General features: G+C 65.1%; 15 protein-coding genes. 7 read left to right on the top strand and 8 right to left on the bottom strand.

The features are described 5' to 3' along the window. Positions 1 to 140: 140 nt before the first annotated feature. From FJW05_RS05965 to FJW05_RS05950, 4 genes are all read right to left on the bottom strand, one after another. The gene (locus FJW05_RS05965) at positions 141 to 1,295 is read right to left on the bottom strand and encodes an ABC transporter substrate-binding protein (RefSeq protein WP_140629162.1); all 1,155 of its coding nucleotides are present in this window, start codon (positions 1,293 to 1,295) and stop codon (positions 141 to 143) included. A gap of 208 nt (positions 1,296 to 1,503) precedes the next feature. Beyond that, complete coding sequence (locus FJW05_RS05960) at positions 1,504 to 2,415, bottom strand: LysR substrate-binding domain-containing protein (protein WP_140629159.1); 912 nt, start codon at positions 2,413 to 2,415, stop codon at positions 1,504 to 1,506. 7 nt (positions 2,416 to 2,422) lie between these two features. Next, positions 2,423 to 2,638: a hypothetical protein gene (locus FJW05_RS05955; RefSeq protein WP_246673231.1), complete on the bottom strand. Its 216-nt coding sequence runs from the start codon at positions 2,636 to 2,638 to the stop codon at positions 2,423 to 2,425. Next, positions 2,635 to 3,234, bottom strand: a complete 600-nt coding sequence (locus FJW05_RS05950) for a methyltransferase domain-containing protein (RefSeq protein ID WP_140546015.1) — start codon at positions 3,232 to 3,234, stop codon at positions 2,635 to 2,637. The genes FJW05_RS05955 and FJW05_RS05950 overlap by 4 nt, the downstream gene beginning before the upstream one ends. Positions 3,235 to 3,432: 198 nt before the next feature. Between FJW05_RS05950 and FJW05_RS05945 the strand changes: the two genes are divergently transcribed. From FJW05_RS05945 to FJW05_RS05930, 4 genes are all read left to right on the top strand, one after another. Continuing rightward, entirely contained in the window at positions 3,433 to 4,107 is a 675-nt protein-coding gene (locus tag FJW05_RS05945) for a response regulator transcription factor (RefSeq protein ID WP_140629157.1), read from the top strand. Further along, positions 4,104 to 5,456: a HAMP domain-containing sensor histidine kinase gene (locus FJW05_RS05940; protein ID WP_140629153.1), complete on the top strand. Its 1,353-nt coding sequence runs from the start codon at positions 4,104 to 4,106 to the stop codon at positions 5,454 to 5,456. Before FJW05_RS05945 ends, FJW05_RS05940 begins: the two co-directional genes overlap by 4 nt. Positions 5,457 to 5,526: 70 nt before the next feature. Then, the gene (locus FJW05_RS05935; RefSeq protein WP_140629150.1) at positions 5,527 to 5,976 is read left to right on the top strand and encodes an Rrf2 family transcriptional regulator; all 450 of its coding nucleotides are present in this window, start codon (positions 5,527 to 5,529) and stop codon (positions 5,974 to 5,976) included. Then, complete coding sequence (locus tag FJW05_RS05930; RefSeq protein WP_140629148.1) at positions 5,966 to 6,862, top strand: NAD(P)/FAD-dependent oxidoreductase; 897 nt, start codon at positions 5,966 to 5,968, stop codon at positions 6,860 to 6,862. The genes FJW05_RS05935 and FJW05_RS05930 overlap by 11 nt, the downstream gene beginning before the upstream one ends. Before the next feature lie 21 nt (positions 6,863 to 6,883). Here FJW05_RS05930 and FJW05_RS05925 read toward each other — a convergent pair whose 3' ends face one another. After that, complete coding sequence (locus tag FJW05_RS05925) at positions 6,884 to 7,648, bottom strand: DeoR/GlpR family DNA-binding transcription regulator (RefSeq protein ID WP_140629145.1); 765 nt, start codon at positions 7,646 to 7,648, stop codon at positions 6,884 to 6,886. Between the two features lie 388 nt (positions 7,649 to 8,036). Between FJW05_RS05925 and FJW05_RS05920 the strand changes: the two genes are divergently transcribed. After that, positions 8,037 to 8,921 carry a phosphotransferase family protein gene (locus tag FJW05_RS05920; RefSeq protein ID WP_140629142.1) on the top strand — a complete coding sequence of 295 codons (885 nt, stop codon included), beginning with the start codon at positions 8,037 to 8,039 and terminating at the stop codon, positions 8,919 to 8,921. Then, positions 8,918 to 11,371 carry an FAD-dependent oxidoreductase gene (locus FJW05_RS05915; protein ID WP_140629140.1) on the top strand — a complete coding sequence of 818 codons (2,454 nt, stop codon included), beginning with the start codon at positions 8,918 to 8,920 and terminating at the stop codon, positions 11,369 to 11,371. The genes FJW05_RS05920 and FJW05_RS05915 overlap by 4 nt, the downstream gene beginning before the upstream one ends. Positions 11,372 to 11,375: 4 nt before the next feature. On the opposite strand, the gene FJW05_RS05910 is transcribed toward FJW05_RS05915, so the two are convergent. Beyond that, a complete protein-coding gene (locus FJW05_RS05910) occupies positions 11,376 to 12,008 on the bottom strand; it encodes a class I SAM-dependent methyltransferase (RefSeq protein ID WP_140629137.1) in 633 nt (210 codons plus the stop codon). 96 nt (positions 12,009 to 12,104) lie between these two features. Between FJW05_RS05910 and FJW05_RS05905 the strand changes: the two genes are divergently transcribed. Then, positions 12,105 to 13,007: a phosphotransferase family protein gene (locus tag FJW05_RS05905; RefSeq protein ID WP_140629135.1), complete on the top strand. Its 903-nt coding sequence runs from the start codon at positions 12,105 to 12,107 to the stop codon at positions 13,005 to 13,007. 76 nt (positions 13,008 to 13,083) lie between these two features. Here FJW05_RS05905 and FJW05_RS05900 read toward each other — a convergent pair whose 3' ends face one another. Together FJW05_RS05900 and FJW05_RS05895 are read right to left on the bottom strand one after the other, a co-directional pair. Beyond that, positions 13,084 to 14,004 carry a DMT family transporter gene (locus FJW05_RS05900; protein WP_140629131.1) on the bottom strand — a complete coding sequence of 307 codons (921 nt, stop codon included), beginning with the start codon at positions 14,002 to 14,004 and terminating at the stop codon, positions 13,084 to 13,086. 370 nt (positions 14,005 to 14,374) lie between these two features. Beyond that, positions 14,375 to 15,655: an amidohydrolase family protein gene (locus tag FJW05_RS05895; RefSeq protein WP_140629129.1), complete on the bottom strand. Its 1,281-nt coding sequence runs from the start codon at positions 15,653 to 15,655 to the stop codon at positions 14,375 to 14,377. Positions 15,656 to 15,686: the final 31 nt, after the last annotated feature.

Below are 15,686 nucleotides of genomic sequence, written 5' to 3'. Positions count from 1 at the left end.
TTCGCACGACACCCTACCTCCCCCTCGAGGGGGAGGTCGCGGCAAAGCCGCGGGTGGGGGTGGTTGGCGCCAACGTCCATGCTGCCCCCCACCCCGATGCTACGCGTCGACCCTCCCCACAAGGAGGAGCGTAAGGGAACTCACCGGCCGCCGATGACGCCGATATAATCCGACACCCAGCGGTAATAAGGCACGCACTGGTCGTTCTGGCTGGCGCATTTCGACACCGGCGTCTTCCAGAACTTGATCTTGTCGAAATTGTCGTAGCCGTTGGTCTTGCAACCCTCGTCGGTCAAAAGCTCGTTGCCCTTGCAGGCGGCGGGCACGACGGGCAGCGAGCCGAACCAGGCCGAAACGTCGCCCTGGACCTTCGGCGACAAGGAATGCTCGAGCCACATATAGGCGCAGTTCGGATGGGCGGCGTCGGCTTCCATCATGGTGGTGTCGGCCCAGCCGGTGACGCCCTCTTCCGGCACGGTCGAGGCGACCGGCTTCTTGGCGGCGACCAGCGTGTTGACCTGATAGGGCCAGGAGCCGGAAGCGACCACACCCTCGTTCTGGAAGTCATCGACCTGGATCGCGGCATCGTGCCAATAGCGGCCGACCAGCGTGCGCTGCGTGCGCAAGAGCTCGAGCGCCGCCTTGTACTGGTCCTCATTGAGCTCGTAGGGGTCCTTGATGCCGAGCTCCGGCTTGTGGAACATCAAATAGTTGGCGGCGTCGGCGATATGGATCGGGCCGTCATAGGCCTGGACGCGGCCCTTGTTCGACTTGCCGTCGGGCAGCTTCATTTCCTCAAAGACGACGTTCCAGCTCTTGGGCGCTTCCTTGAAGACTTCGGTGTTGTACATCAGGATGTTCGGACCCCACTGGTAGGGAACGCCGTAATGCACCTTGTCGACGGTGAACCAGGGCGCGTCCTTCAGCCGGTCGTCGACGGTCTTCCAGCTTGGGATGAGATCAGTGTTGATCGGCTGCACACGCTTGCCGGCAACCAGGCGCAGTGAAGCATCGCCCGATGCGGTGACCAGGTCGAAGCCGCCTTCGTTCATCAGCGAGACCATCTCGTCCGAGGTGTTGGCGGTCTTGACGTTGACCTTGCAACCGCTTTCCTTCTCGAAAGCCGTCACCCAATCGTAATTCTTGTCGGTCTCGCCGCGCTCGATATAGCCGGGCCAGGCAACGATGTTGACCTCGCCCTCGCCCTTGCCGAGTTCCTTGACCTGGGCCATGGCCTGAGCGGAAAAAGTCAGCGCGACGGTCAGCGCCGTGCACGACTTCAGGAATGCATTCATCATCGATCTCCCATTGCTAGGGGGCGGCGCTCTCGGGGCGCAGCTTTGTTCCCTGAGCGAAGGTGCGGTGAAAAATCCGGTTTCGCAAATCCATTTATCAGAAAGCCGATATCGGTTTTACCGATATCTTTGACGCGATTCCGGACAGAAGGCTACGGCGAAGTCGCCGAACCCAAGCGTTTCGCGCTTTTCCTGGAACTGCCCTTGATCACGGCCGCTGGCGCACCATGCGCTGCGACTGCGCGAGGCCGATGAAATCGCGCGCGGCCTGCGGCAGGGCGGAGCCGCGACGCCAGACCGTGCCGACCTGGACCACCGGCAGCGAGCCGGAAACGTCGCGCGATTCGATGCGATCGCCTTCCAGCGACCAGGGCCTGTAGACGAGGTCGGGCAGCAGCGCCACGCCGGCGCCGGTGGCGACCAGGCTGCGCACCGCCTCGACCGAGCGGGTGCGGAAGGCGACATGCGGCCTGGCGCCGATCGCCGACAGCAGCTTGCCGGTGTTCTCCTCGATCTCGTCGACGGTGAGCATGATCAGCGGCTCGGAGACGATGTCATTGACCCCGATGATGTCGGCGCTGGCGAGCCTGTGGCTGAGCGGAATCCACAGTCGGTAGGCCGAAACTTCCAGGATTTCGGACTGCAGCGCCGTGCGGTCGCGCAGGTTGGACGTCACCATGACGGCGATGTCGAGCTTGCCGCCGACCAGAAGGTGCTCGAGATAATCGCCATTGTCCTCGATTGCCGAGACCTCGACGCCGGGATAGGCGCGCCGGTAGCGGGCGAGCAGGTCGGACAGCACATAGCCGGCGACCAGCGAGGTGACGCCGAGCTGCAGACGGCCGCCGGCGGCGGCCTGCTCGCTGGAGAAAGAGCGGCGCGCATCGGAAACGTCGGCCAGGATCTTGGTCGCGTGGCGCAGGAACTGGTGACCCTTGTGGGTGATGTTGAGGCCGCGCGGATGGCGCTCGAAGAGCTCGACGCCGAGATCGCTCTCCAGCTCCTTGATCGCCTCGGTGACAGAGGACTGGGAAATCGACAGGTTCTGCGCGGCGCCCGAGACGGTGCCCTGCTCGGCGACGGCGACGAAGAACTGCAATTGGCGGATGGTGAAAGCCATGGCCGGACTAAACACCGGCGCGCACGGGAAAGGAAGCGGGCGTCGAAGCCAAGGTCGTCACCGCCAGCAGGACGCCGAGTGCCGCCAAGTCAGACGCCCTGGTCATGCCGAGAAAGAGCAGCAGCACGTGCGACGGCGGCACAGGCAGGATCTTTTCGGTGAAAGCGAGACAGGCGGCGCCGATCAGGCCAAGCCCGAGTGCCGCCGACAGGAGATCGGTCATGCGAAGCGCCAGTCGTAGGTGCCGAGGCTCTTGATCCTGGAGACACGATAGACCGACGCCGGCGGAAAGTTGCGAAAGGTGCCGCCGATACGGACCGCCTCGAGGTCGAGCCTGTCGAGCACCGTCTGGTCGAAAGGACACCGGCGGCCATAAGTGAACTGGTAGAGCGCTGCGCCCGGCCGAAGACTGGCAAAGACGCCTTCCAGGATCGCGGATGACTTGCGCGGCGATATCAGGCGAAAGGGCAGTCCGCTGACTGCCGCGCCGACGACCGGGCCATCGAACAGCGGCAGATGGCGCAGGCCGACCGCATCCATCTCGACGATACGCGCCGCCGGGAAGCGGCGCGCGAGCAGCGAGGCGAAATCCGGGTCGGACTCGACCAGCGTTAGATCGCTTTCGCGGATGCCGCGCTGCAGCAGGGCGCGGGTGAAAGGACCGGTTCCCGGCCCGAGCTCCAGCACCGGACCGGTCTCGGGACCGATCTCGCGCGTCATCAGCGCCGCCAGGCTCGGGCTCGAGGGCGTGACCGAACCCACCCGGAACGGCGCCAGCGTCCAGGCCATCAGGAAGGATAGAGCATCGCTTGCAGGCATGTTGACCTCATTGCTAGCGCGGGCGATTCGGGCTGCCCGGCATTCGACGAGGCGCTGTTTGCGGGTCGCGGATTGCATGGACATTGCGCATCGGGTGGTGGCACGAAAGAAAGGCTCGCGCCGAAGGCGATATCCGGCGCCATGTTTGCGCAATCTTGGCGCGATAATCGGCCGGCGAGGGATTGCAAGGGATGTTGAATGCGTATCCTGCTGGTCGAGGATGAGCCGGAAATGGTTTCGGCATTGCGGGCCGCGCTGAGGCGGCATGACATGGTGGTCGACCATGCCGGCTCGCTGCTGGAAGCGGAAGGGTTCGTGGCGGTAGACGGCTATGACGCGATCCTGCTCGACCGGCAGTTGCCGGACGGCGACGGGCTGACGCTGGTGCCGAAGCTTCGCGCAGCAAGGAACACGACGCCGGTGCTGATGCTGACGGCCAGAGGCGACACCGCCGACAAGGTCGACGGGCTCGACATGGGCGCCGACGACTATCTGGCCAAGCCTTTCGCCTTCGAGGAATTGCTGGCGAGGCTTCGAGCATTGCTGAGACGTCCGGCGGCGATCGAGGCCCAGACCATCCGCGCCGGCCATGTTTCGCTCGACGTCGGCCACCGCGAAGCCTCGATCCGCGGCGAACCGCTCGCCTTGCCGCGCCGCGAACTGTTGGTGCTGGAAGCGCTAATGCGGCGAACGGGGCGCATGGTGCAGCGCGAGGCCCTGATGGAAGCCGTGTTCGGGCTGGACGACGAGATCCAATCCAACGCGCTCGATACCCATGTCTCGCGGCTGCGCCGCAAGCTCAGCGAAGCCGATGGCGGGGTCGTCATCAACGGCATTCGCGGCGTCGGCTACCTGCTGCGCGAGATCACATGAGCTTGCGCCGGCCGCGTTCGCTGAAATGGAGCCTGGTGCTGCGCATTGCCGTCCTGCAATGCGTGATGCTGACGCTGATCATCGCCGGCATTATCGGCGCAATGCTCGCCACCGGGATCATATCGCACGATTACGAGGACGGCACGATGGATGTGCTGGCGGATGCGGTGACGCGCGACGCCGACGGGGCGTTGGCGCTGAAGGAAAATTCCGATCTGACCAGGCTGCGTTCGGATGTCCCGGACCTCTGGTTCATCATCCGCGACCAGCAAGGACATCGGCTTCAGGAAGGAACCGTGCCGGCGAAATTCCAGCCTTTTGTCGGCCTGCTGGATAATATCAGCGATGCCCGCATCGACCCCGCCGTCGGCGAAGCATCGCCGCCGGGCGGAAAGATCCGGTGGTCGGACACGGCGGCCGGCAAGGTCCAGATCATGAGCGGCACCAAGGGGAAGCTTGCTTTGTTTCGGGTGCTCGGACAGGCGCCAAATCTTTTCCTGTGGGGAATATTGCCGCTGGCCGGGCTGATGGCGCTCGCCACGCTGTTTGCGACACCCTGGGTGGTGCGCGGTGCGCTTTCCGGCCTCGGCAACGCGGCGCGCGCGGCGGAGCAGATCGAGATCGACAAGCGCGGCGCGCAGTTGCCGCTGGATGGGGTGCCGAAGGAGGTCACGCCGCTGGTCGATGCGGTCAATGCCGCCTTGTCGCGGCTCGATGCCGGTTATGCACAGCACAAGCGTTTCCTGACCGATGCCGCGCATGAGCTCAGAACGCCGGTCGCCATTCTCAACACCCGGCTCGCCGCGCTGCCGGCAACACCGGAGCGCGCCAGGCTGTTGCAGGATGCCGCGCGGCTGTCGACGCTGGCCGACCAGTTGCTCGACCTGCAGCGGCTCGATCGCCAGGCCGAGCATTTCGGGCCGGTTGACCTGGTCCTTCTTGCCCGCAACGTCGTGATCGACCTGGCGCCGATGGCTTTTGCCGCCGGCTACGAGATGTCGTTCGAGCCGGCAAAGGAAAAGCTCATCGCGCGCGGAGACCGCACGGCCATCGAACGCGCCGTGACCAATCTCGTCCAGAACGCGATCGACCATGGCGGCAAGGCCGGCCGGATCACCATCAGCGTAAGCCTGCCCGCGATGATCGATGTGCTGGACGAAGGCGACGGCGTGCCGGCATCCGAACGAGAGCGGATCTTCGAGCCCTTCTATCGCCTGCATCCGCAGGACCATGGCGCCGGCCTCGGCCTCAACCTTGTTCGCGACCTGATGCAGCTGCATGGCGGCAAAGTCGAGGTGCTCGACGGCAAGCAGGGCGGCGTCTGTTTTCGGATGATCTTTCCGACCTGACGCACAACCGTGCGTTGGCGGCAGTCCAGCCGAGTTTGACATTGGGGCGATTCGTAACTAGCTAAGTTACATGAAACGCAACAGCCGCCTGTCCTCGACCCTGCATATCCTGGTCCATATGGCCGAGGCCCCCGACCGTGCGCTGACCTCCGAAGAGCTTGCCGGCTTCATCCACACCAATCCGGTGGTGGTGCGACGCACCATCGCCGGGCTGCGCGAGGCCGGCATCGTCACCTCGTCGCGCGGCCATGGCGGCGGCTGGCAGCTCGGCCGCGCGCCGGACAAGATCTCGCTGGCCGAGATCAGCGGCGCGCTCGGCGAGACGCTGTTGCCGTTCAGCACCGAACCGGAAAGTCCCGGATGCCTCGTCGAGCAGGCGGTGATCGCCGTGCTCGACGATTTTCGCCTGGAGGCGGAAAGGCTGCTCACTGAGCGGCTCAGCAATATCACGCTGGCCGACCTGACGGCCGATTTCCGCCGCCGTTATGACCTCATTGGAGTATCCAGCCATGCAGTATGATGTGATCGTCGTCGGCGGCAGCTTTGCCGGCCTGTCCGCCGCCATGTATGCGGCGCGCGGGCGGCGCAAGGTGCTGGTGATCGATGCCGGGCAGCCGCGGAACCGCTTCGCCGAACATTCGCACGGCTTCTTCGGCCAGGACGGACGGGCGCCGGCGGACATTCTCGACGAGGCCAGGCGACAGCTGCTTGCCTATCCTGCCGTCAGCGTGATCGACGGCCGCGCCGAGCGGGCCGCCATTGCCGGCAGCGGCTTCGAGGTCCGGATAGACGATGGCGAGGGTTTCGGCGCGACGCGGCTGGTGCTCGCCACCGGTGTCCGGGACATCCTGCCGGACGTTCCCGGACTGGCCGCGCAGTGGGGCAAGACGGTGCTGCATTGTCCTTATTGCTATGGCTACGAGGTGGCCGGCGGGCCGCTCGGCGTGCTGGCGACCGGACCGATGTCGCTGCACCAGGCCGAGCTGATCTCCGACTGGGGCGACGTCACGCTGTTCGCCGACGGTTTGTTCGAACCGGACGCTGACCAGGCGCGGGCGTTGGAGAAGCGCAACATCCGGTTCGAGCCGGGCAAGGTGAGCGAAGTGCAGAACGACGGGTCCGGCGGCCTGGTCGTCAGGCTCGACGGCAATCGCAGCGCGAGCGTGCGGGCGCTGTTCACCGCGCCGCGCAACGTGATGGCAAGCCCGCTCGCCGAGCAGCTGGGCTGCGCCTTCAACGAAGGCCCGCTCGGCAAGGCGATCGTCGTGGACGACAAGCAGCAGACATCGGTGCCTGGCGTCTTCGCGGCAGGAGACGCCGCGCGCCTGATGCACAACATCGCCTTCGCGGTGTCGGGCGGCGCGATGGCCGGGGTTGCGGCGCACCAGTCGCTGGTGTTCGGCTAGCCTCTTATTCCTTGGGCGCCGTCAGGCCGCGGCGATACTGAGCCGGGCGCCGGCCTGGCTCAGCGCGGCGGCTATATCGCGTGGCGGCGGCTGGTCGGTGGCGAGCTCGGAAAAGCCGTCGAAGCCGCAAACCCGGACAAGTCCCTGGCGGCCGAACTTGGAATGGTCGGTGACGACCAGCGAGCGCTGGCCGCGCGAGAGCACCATGCGGGCGAACTCCGCCTCGTCCAGATCGTAGTCGGTCAGGCCGGCGGCCGCATCGACGGCTCCGATCGAGATCACCGCATGATCGACCGAAAAGCGGCTGACGAACTCGATCGCCGAAATGCCGAAAGCCGCGCCTGAATCGCTGCGCAGCTCGCCGCCCGCCATGTAGACCTTGTTGCCGTTCACAGTCGCCAGCGTGCGGGCAATGTCGGAGGAATTGGTGACCACCGTCAGCCGGCGATGGCCGAGCAGCTCGCGCGCGAGGAAGGACGTGGTCGTGCCGGTATCGAGCATGATCGCCTCGCCATCGCGGATCGTGGCCGCGACCATCCTGGCGATCAGGCGCTTGGCTTCGGCATTCTCGCGCATGCGCCGTTCGAACGGCGCCTCGCCCAGCATCGAGGCAAGACCCACGGCGCCGTGCATCTTCAGCACCGACCCGTCATCGGCGAGCGGCTTGATATCGCGCCGCACTGTTTCCAGCGAAACGCCAAGCCGCTCGGCGAGGCTGGCTATGGTGATCGTGCCCTCCTCGCTGAGGAGCCGCAGGATTTCGCCGTGCCGTTTCGAATGGATCATCGGGTGTGTCCGGGAATTCTGACCGAATTTAAGGCTTTGGCAGCGCTTTGAAAGAAATTGCTTATACTTTCGGGCAAAACACCCAAAAAAGGTCGCAGCTTTTGGATTGACAGCGCTGCCACGCTGGCGTGACATTGACCTTGTGACAGGCTCGGAACTGCCGCGGGAGGGTGATGGCAGAGCCGCAACCTAGTGACCAGATCGCCTGGAACCAGCCAGGCGCGAGCTTTTATCGAATCCGCGGGGGCGGATGCCGGGATATCATGCCTGGCCAAGGGGCTTGTCGGTGCGGTGCGGGATACCGATCCTGGCGTCTCGCACCGACGAGGCTTTTTCATGTTCTCCCAGCCTTGTTTTCCGCGGGACCGGTTGGGGCCGGAGCGAAGCCGTGAGCGCCGAAGACCGCATCCGCGCCTTGCCGTGCTGGAACGGCGGCATCGAGATCGAGCCGCTGCCGGGCGGCCTCAGCAACGCCAATTTTGTCGTGACGGACGCTGCCGGGCGGCATGTCGTGCGCTTCGGCCAGGACTTCCCGTTCCACCATGTCTTTCGCGAGCGTGAGGTGATGACCGCGCGGGCGGCTCATGCGGCGGGCTTCGCGCCGGCCGTGCATTATGCCGAGCCCGGCATCCTGGTGACGGAATTTCTCGGCGCCAAGACCTTCCTGGGAGAGGATGTGCGGGCCAATCTCGGCCGCGTGGCGGCGCTGCTGCGCGGCTTTCACCGCGAGATGCCCAAACATGTCTCCGGCGCCGGCTTCATGTTCTGGGTGTTCCACGTCATCCGCGACTATGCACGCACGCTGGACGAGGGCGGCAGCCGCAAGAAGAGCGAGCTGCCACGTTATCTGGCCCTGGCGGACGAGCTCGAGCGGGCGCAAAAACTGCTGCCGATCGTCTTCGGCCACAACGATCTTTTGCCGGCCAACATCCTCGATGACGGCAAGCGGCTGTGGCTGATCGATTTCGAATATGCCGGCTTCAACACGGCAATGTTCGACCTCGCCGGCGCCGCCTCCAACGCCGGCCTGAGCGATGACGAATCCTTCGCCTTCATGACCGCCTATTTCATGAAGGAACCGGACGGCGAAATCCGCCGCTCGCATGCCGCCATGCAATGCGCCTCGCTGCTGCGCGAAGCGATGTGGAGCATGGTGTCCGAGCTTTATCTCGACGCGCCCGGCATCGACTACGTCGCCTATAGCGAGGAAAACCTCGTCCGGCTCGACGCGGCACTGGACAACTACCGGACGAAATACGGAACCAGATCATGATCTTGCCCAGCCATGCCGAAATCGTCGTCATCGGCGGCGGCATCATCGGCTGTTCCACTGCCTACCACCTGGCGCGCGACCATGGGGCGGACGTGGTGCTGCTCGAGCAGGGCAGGCTGACCTCGGGCTCGACCTGGCACGCCGCCGGCCTGGTCGGGCAGCTGCGCTCCTCGGCCTCGATCACGCGCGTGCTCAAATATTCGGTCGAGCTCTACAAGGGGCTGGAGGCCGAGACGGGCCTGGCGACCGGCTGGAAGATGACCGGCTGCCTGCGGCTGGCGACGAACGCCGACCGCTGGACCGAGTTCAAGCGGCTGGCGACGACGGCCAAAAGCTTCGGCATGGATATGCAGTTGCTGTCGCCGGCGGAAGTGAAGCGCATGTGGCCGCTGATGGAAACAGGCGACCTTGTCGGCGCTTCCTGGCTGCCGAGCGACGGGCAGGCAAGCCCCTCAGACATCGCCCAGTCGCTCGCCAAGGGCGCGCGCATGCATGGCGCGAAACTGTTCGAGGGCGTGCGCGTCACCGGCTTCACGATGAAGGACGGCCGCATCACGGCGGTGAAGACTTCACAAGGCGAGATCGCCTGCGACAAGGTGGTGAACTGCGCTGGACAATGGGCGCGGCAGGTCGGCGCGATGGCCGGCATCAACGTGCCGCTGCAGCCGGTCAAGCACCAGTACATCATCACCGAGAAGATCGCGGGCCTGGCGACCGACGCGCCGACAATCCGCGACCCCGACCGCCGCACCTATTTCAAGGAAGAGGTCGGCGGGCTGGTGATGGGCGGCTATGAGCCCAACCCGCAGGCCTGGGCGACCGGACTTCCCGGCGGCGATGTCCCGAACGACTGGGAGTTCCGTCTCTTCGACGACGACTACGATCATTTCGAGCAGCACATGACCCAGGCGATCGCGCGTGTTCCGGCGCTGCAAACCGCCGGCGTCAAGCAGATGATCAACGGGTCGGAGAGTTTCACGCCGGACGGCAACTTCATCCTCGGCGCAGCGCCCGAATGCGCCAACATGTTCGTCGGCGCCGGCTTCAACGCCTTCGGCATCGCGTCTGGCGGCGGCGCCGGCTGGGTGCTGGCGCAATGGGTGGCCGACGGCGAGGCGCCGCTCGATCTCTGGGTGGTCGACATCCGTCGCTTCTCCGGCCTGCACCGCGATCGCGACTGGGTCCGCGACCGCACGCTGGAAGCCTATGGCAAGCATTACACGATCGGCTTCCCGCACGAGGAATATCTGTCCGGACGGCCGGGCATCGTCTCGCCGCTCTATGAGCGGCTGAAGATGCATCGCGCCGTGTTCGGCTCCAAGCTTGGCTGGGAACGGCCGAACTGGTTCGCGCCGGATGGCGCGATCGCCGAGGACGTCTATTCGATGGGCCGCCAGAACTGGTTCGGCCCGGTCGGCGACGAGCACCTTCACGTGCGCGAGAAGGTCGGCATCTTCGACCAGTCGTCCTTCGCCAAATATGAGCTGACCGGCACTGACGCGCTGAAGGCGCTCGACTGGATCTGCGCCAACGACGTCGACAAGCCGGTCGGACGGTTGACCTACACGCAGCTTCTCAACACGCGCGGCGGCATCGAGGCCGACCTCACCGTGTCGCGGCTCGGCGAGGACCGCTTCTACATCGTCACCGGCACCGGCTTCCGCACGCATGACCTGTCCTGGATCGCCGACCATATCGGCTCCGGCCTCGACGCCAGGCTGACCGACGTCACGGAGGATTTCGGCACGCTGTCGCTGATGGGGCCACGCGCCCGCAACGTGCTGTCGGCGGTGACGGACGCCGATGTCTCGAACGCCGCCTTCCCCTTCGGCCATGCCCGCGAGATCGCAATCGCCGGCCATAGCGTGAAGGCGCTGCGCGTCACTTATGTCGGGGAACTGGGCTGGGAGCTGCATGTGCCGATCGCCGCCACCGGCGAGATTTTCGATGCGCTGATGGCGGCGGGCAAGGCGCATGGCATTCGCCCGGTCGGCTACCGGGCGCTGGAATCGCTGCGACTGGAGAAGGGCTATCGCGCCTGGGGTTCCGACATCACGCCGAACGACACGCCGCTGGAAGCGGGTCTCGGCTGGGCCGTGAAGCTTCGCAAGAATACCGACTTCGTCGGACGCCGGGCGCTGGAGAAGACGGCCGGCAAGCCGCCGACGAAAAGCTTTGCCGGCTTCACGGTGGACGACCCGGGGATCGTGCTGGTCGGACGCGAGACGATCCTGCGCAATGGCGAGCCGGTCGGCTATCTCACCAGCGGCGGCTACGGCTACACGGTGGGAAAGAATATCGGCTACGGCTATGTGCGCAATGCCGACGGCGTCAGCGATGGGTTCCTCGCCTCAGGCGACTATGAGCTTGTCGTGGCGATGGAACGCACGCCGGCAAAAATCCATCTCGAGGCGATGTACGATCCGGCCGGGGCAAGGATAAAGGCCTGAATGGTCAGCTGACGCGCAGCACAAGTCCCCTGCTTGGCACGGTATCGGACTCGCCCGGCATCGAGGCGTAAGGCGCCGTTTCCTCGACGCGCTTCAACCTGCCCTGAGCCTCAAGTCCGGCAATGCGCTCGGCGAAGCCTGATTGCCACAGCGTGTTCTTGACGGTCAGCACGATGATCCCGCCTGGACGGCAGATGCGGATCAACTCGTCCAGTCCCTCGACCCCGACATGGCCCGAGGTGAAGACGCCCGCCGAAACAATGCCGGCATAGACGCCGTCGGCGAAGGGCAAAGCGTCGCCCATCGCCAGGCGATGCAGCGCACTGTAGACGCCCTTGGCGCCGGCCTTGTCCAGCATGCCTTGCGAGATGTCGAGCGCCTCGACCTTCGGATAGCCGGTGATGGCCAGCCATTCGCCGATCAGGCCAGTGCCGGCGCCGGCATCGAGCAAGGGTTCGGCGCCGCGCGGCAGGTGCCTGGCAAGCAGCGCCAGGCAGATCGTCGGGTGGCGATAGCCGGCGGCCGACATGTCGGCATCATAGGTCTCGGACCAGCTGTCATAGATCGCCGCCACTTCCTCAGGCCGCTTCGCGGCGTAGGCCGCGTTTAGCGAGCCGCTGTGCTTGCCGTCCGCCATTTCTGCTCCCGCCGCCGATTCGTACCCGCAATGGTAGCCAAGCGGCAAAAACTGTGGAACCGTTCCGCTATAAAATATCGTGGGATGGTGAAGGGGGTGACGATGGACGAGGCGCGCGCCGCGTTGGCCGCCATTCCGGCGCTGGCAGGCTATGACGGACCGCTGGAGCGTTTGGGCGGCCTGACCAACAAGGTTTACCGGGCCGGCGAAGCGTGTCTGCGCATTCCCGGCAAGGGCACGCAAGAATATATCAACCGCGCCAACGAGGCGGTGGCGGCGCGCGAGGCGGCCAAGGCCGGCGTCAGTCCCGAAGTGCTTTATGCCGATCCGGCGTCCGGCCTGATGGCGACGCGCTTCATCGCCGGCGCCGAGACGATGTCGCCGGAGAAATTCAAGGCGCGGTCGGGCAGCCCCGCGCGAGCGGGCCAAGCCTTCCGCAAGCTGCATTCATCGGGCGCGGTGTTTCCCTTCCGCTTCGAATTGTTCGCGATGATCGACGACTATCTCAAGGTCTTGTCGACGAAGGACGTGGCGCTGCCCGCCGGCTATCACGACGTGGTGCGCGAGGCAGGCGCGGTGCGCGCGGCGCTTGCCGCGCACCCCATCGCGCTCGCCGCCTGCCATTGCGACCCGCTGTGCGAGAATTTCCTCGATACGGGCGAGCGGATGTGGATCGTCGACTGGGAATATTCCGGCATGAACGATCCGCTGTGGGACCTCGGCGACCTCTCGGTCGAGGGCAGGTTCGATGCGGACCAGGACGAGGAACTGATGCGCGCCTATTTCGGCGGCGAGGCGAGGCCGGCGGCGCGCGGACGTATCGTCATCTACAAAGCGATGTGCGACCTGCTCTGGACGCTCTGGGGACTGATCCAGCTCGCCAACGACAATCCGGCCGACGATTTCCGCGCCTATGCCGACGGTCGCTTCGCCCGCTGCAATGCGCTGATGGAGACCGCTGAATTTTCGCGGCACCTCGCCGCCGTGCGCGGGGGTTAGGAAAGCCAAGCCTTAAAGCATTTGTTTTCATGCATGTCGTTTCGCAAAACCGCTGCACACTTTTGCGCGACATGCATTAATTCACGCCCTTCGGCACGTTCTCCGGCGGCACCCCGGTCTCCACCACCTTCTGGCGATGGAAGATGAACATGCCGGCAAGCACGACGATGGCCGCGCCGACGAGGATGCGCGGGCTGGGCACGTCGCCGAAGAAGACCAGTCCGAAGACCACCGCCCACAGGAGCAGGCTGTAGTGCAGCGGCGCCAGCGTCGAGGCCGGCGCCAGCTTCAATGCCCTGGTGATCATCAGATGCGCGGCGCAAGAGACGACGCCGAGCAGAAGCATAGCGCCGAAATCGAGCGCCGAGGGCGTGCGCCAAGCGCCGATGGTGAGCAGGCCGCCGACAATCAGTGTGCCGATCGTCTGCCAGGTGACCAAAGTCGTGTCGCTGGTGCCGCGCAGGAGGCGGCCGAGGATGATGGCGAAGCCGAAGGCGATGCTGCCGACCAGCGCGAAGGCCGACGACAGCGAGAAGGCCGCCGAGGACGGCTTGAGGATGATCAGCACGCCGCAGAAGCCGACCAGGATCGCCAGCCAGCGCCGCCAGCCGACCTTTTCGCCGAGCAGCAAGTGCGACAGCGCCGCGACGTAGATCGGCCCGGCCATGTAGAAGCTCATCACGTCGGCCAGCGGCAGATAGACGACCGCGGCGTAGAAAAGCCCGGTATCGGCGGTGGTGGCCACGACACGCAGGAACTGCAAAACCGGCCGGTCCATGTGAAACAGCCTGGTCGTGCCCTGGTTGGCTATCATCGGGCCGAGCACGAAGAAGGCGCCGATCGAGCGGATCAGCACCACCTGTCCGACTGAGAAGGAAGCGACCAGCCATTTGCCCATCGCGTCGTTCAGCGCGAACATGAAGTCGCCGGCCAGCATCAACAGGATGCCGGCGAGCAACACGTTCCTGATCGTGAAATTGCGGGCGAGGGAGGCCATGCCGCTCCCTAGCCGCAAGCCAGGGGTTTGACGAGGGAAATTCGTAAGACCAGCGCCGGGAATCGAGGTTGACCGAAGCGCAAAGTATCATGAACGGTTCGCGATTGGCATGAACGCTCGTGACTTCGTCATTCTATGGCGAAGCAAGGAGCGAAGCGACGCGGCGCAGACCATAGAATCCATGCCGTTACCTCTAGGCGTCGCAGCGATGCAGAACGACCTTTGTCCTGCGCCGCCTCCGCCCTTCGCGCGAGGCCACGGCATGGATCCTCGGGTCTGCGCGTCCGCTTCGCTCCCGCTCCGCCCGTGGATGACGAAGCTCCGGCGAAAGCGCCGCCAATGCGAGTGGTCAACCCGGGAGGCAGAGAACCTACGCTGTTTTATGCCGCCGGTTCACTTGCGCCGGCCGTCCCGCGATCGACAGCCGTGTCTCCTGGCTAGTGCGTTCGGCCACCACCTTGCCCCTGGCGATGACGCAGAGGCGCTCGGGACGCAGGCGAACGGCCTCGATCGCATTGCCGGCATCGAGCACGACGAGGCTCGCCCGCTTGCCGACCGCCAGGCCCAGATGATCGAGCCCCATGATGGCGGCGTTGACGTTGGTCACCATGTCGAAGCAGCGCGCCATGTCGGCAGGGCTCGACATCTGCGCGACATGCAGGCCCATGAAGGCGACGTCGAGCATGTCGGCGGTGCCCAGCGAATACCAGGGATCGAGCACGCAATCCTGGCCCCAGCCGACGCTGATGCCGAGCGCCTGCATCTCCTTGACCCGGGTCAGGCCGCGCCGCTTCGGGAAGGTGTCGTGGCGCCCCTGCAACATGATGTTGATCAGCGGATTGGGGATTGCCGATACACCGGCCTCGGCGATGAGCGGCAAAAGCTTCGAGACGTAATAATTGTCCATCGAATGCATCGATGTGAGGTGCGACCCGGCCACCCTGCCCTGCAATCCAAGGCGCTGCGTTTCATAGGCCAGTTGCTCGATATGGCGCGACAGCGGATCGTCGGTCTCGTCGCAATGCATGTCGACCATCAGGCCGCGTTTGGCCGCGATCTCGCAAAGCTCCGTCACCGAGCGGGCGCCCTCGGCCATGGTGCGCTCGAAATGCGGGATGCCGCCGACGATGTCGACGCCCATGTCGAGCGCGCGGATGGTGTTTTCACGAGCATTGGGCGAGCGGTAGAGGCCATCCTGCGGAAAGGCGACCAGTTGCAGGTCGATATAGGGCGCGACGGTTTTCTTGACATCGAGCAGGGCTTCCACCGCGAGCAGCCGGTCGTCGCAGACATCGACATGGCTGCGGATGGCGAGCAAGCCCATCGACACGGCCCAGTCGCAATAGGCGAGCGCGCGCTCGCGCACGGCCTCATGCGTCAGCAGCGGCTTCAGCTCGCCCCATAGCGCGATGCCTTCGAGCAGCGTGCCTGACGCATTGATGCGCGGAATGCCGTAGGACAGCGTTGCATCCATATGGAAATGCGGGTCGACGAAGGGCGGCGAGACGAGATTGCCGCTCGCGTCGATTTCGGCCGGCGCCGAACCCTCGAGCTTTGGTTCGATCGCGACGATGGTCTCGCCGGCAATGCCGATATCGGCAATCCTGCCATCCGGCAGCGTGCCGCCGCGCATGATCAAGTCGAAATCCATCTGTCGTCACCCTTTTCCAGGAATCGGCAAC

The organism is Mesorhizobium sp. B2-9-1 (assembly GCF_006439455.1).
GTDB lineage: Bacteria > Pseudomonadota > Alphaproteobacteria > Rhizobiales > Rhizobiaceae > Mesorhizobium.
This window is presented reverse-complemented; position numbering and strand designations above follow the sequence as displayed.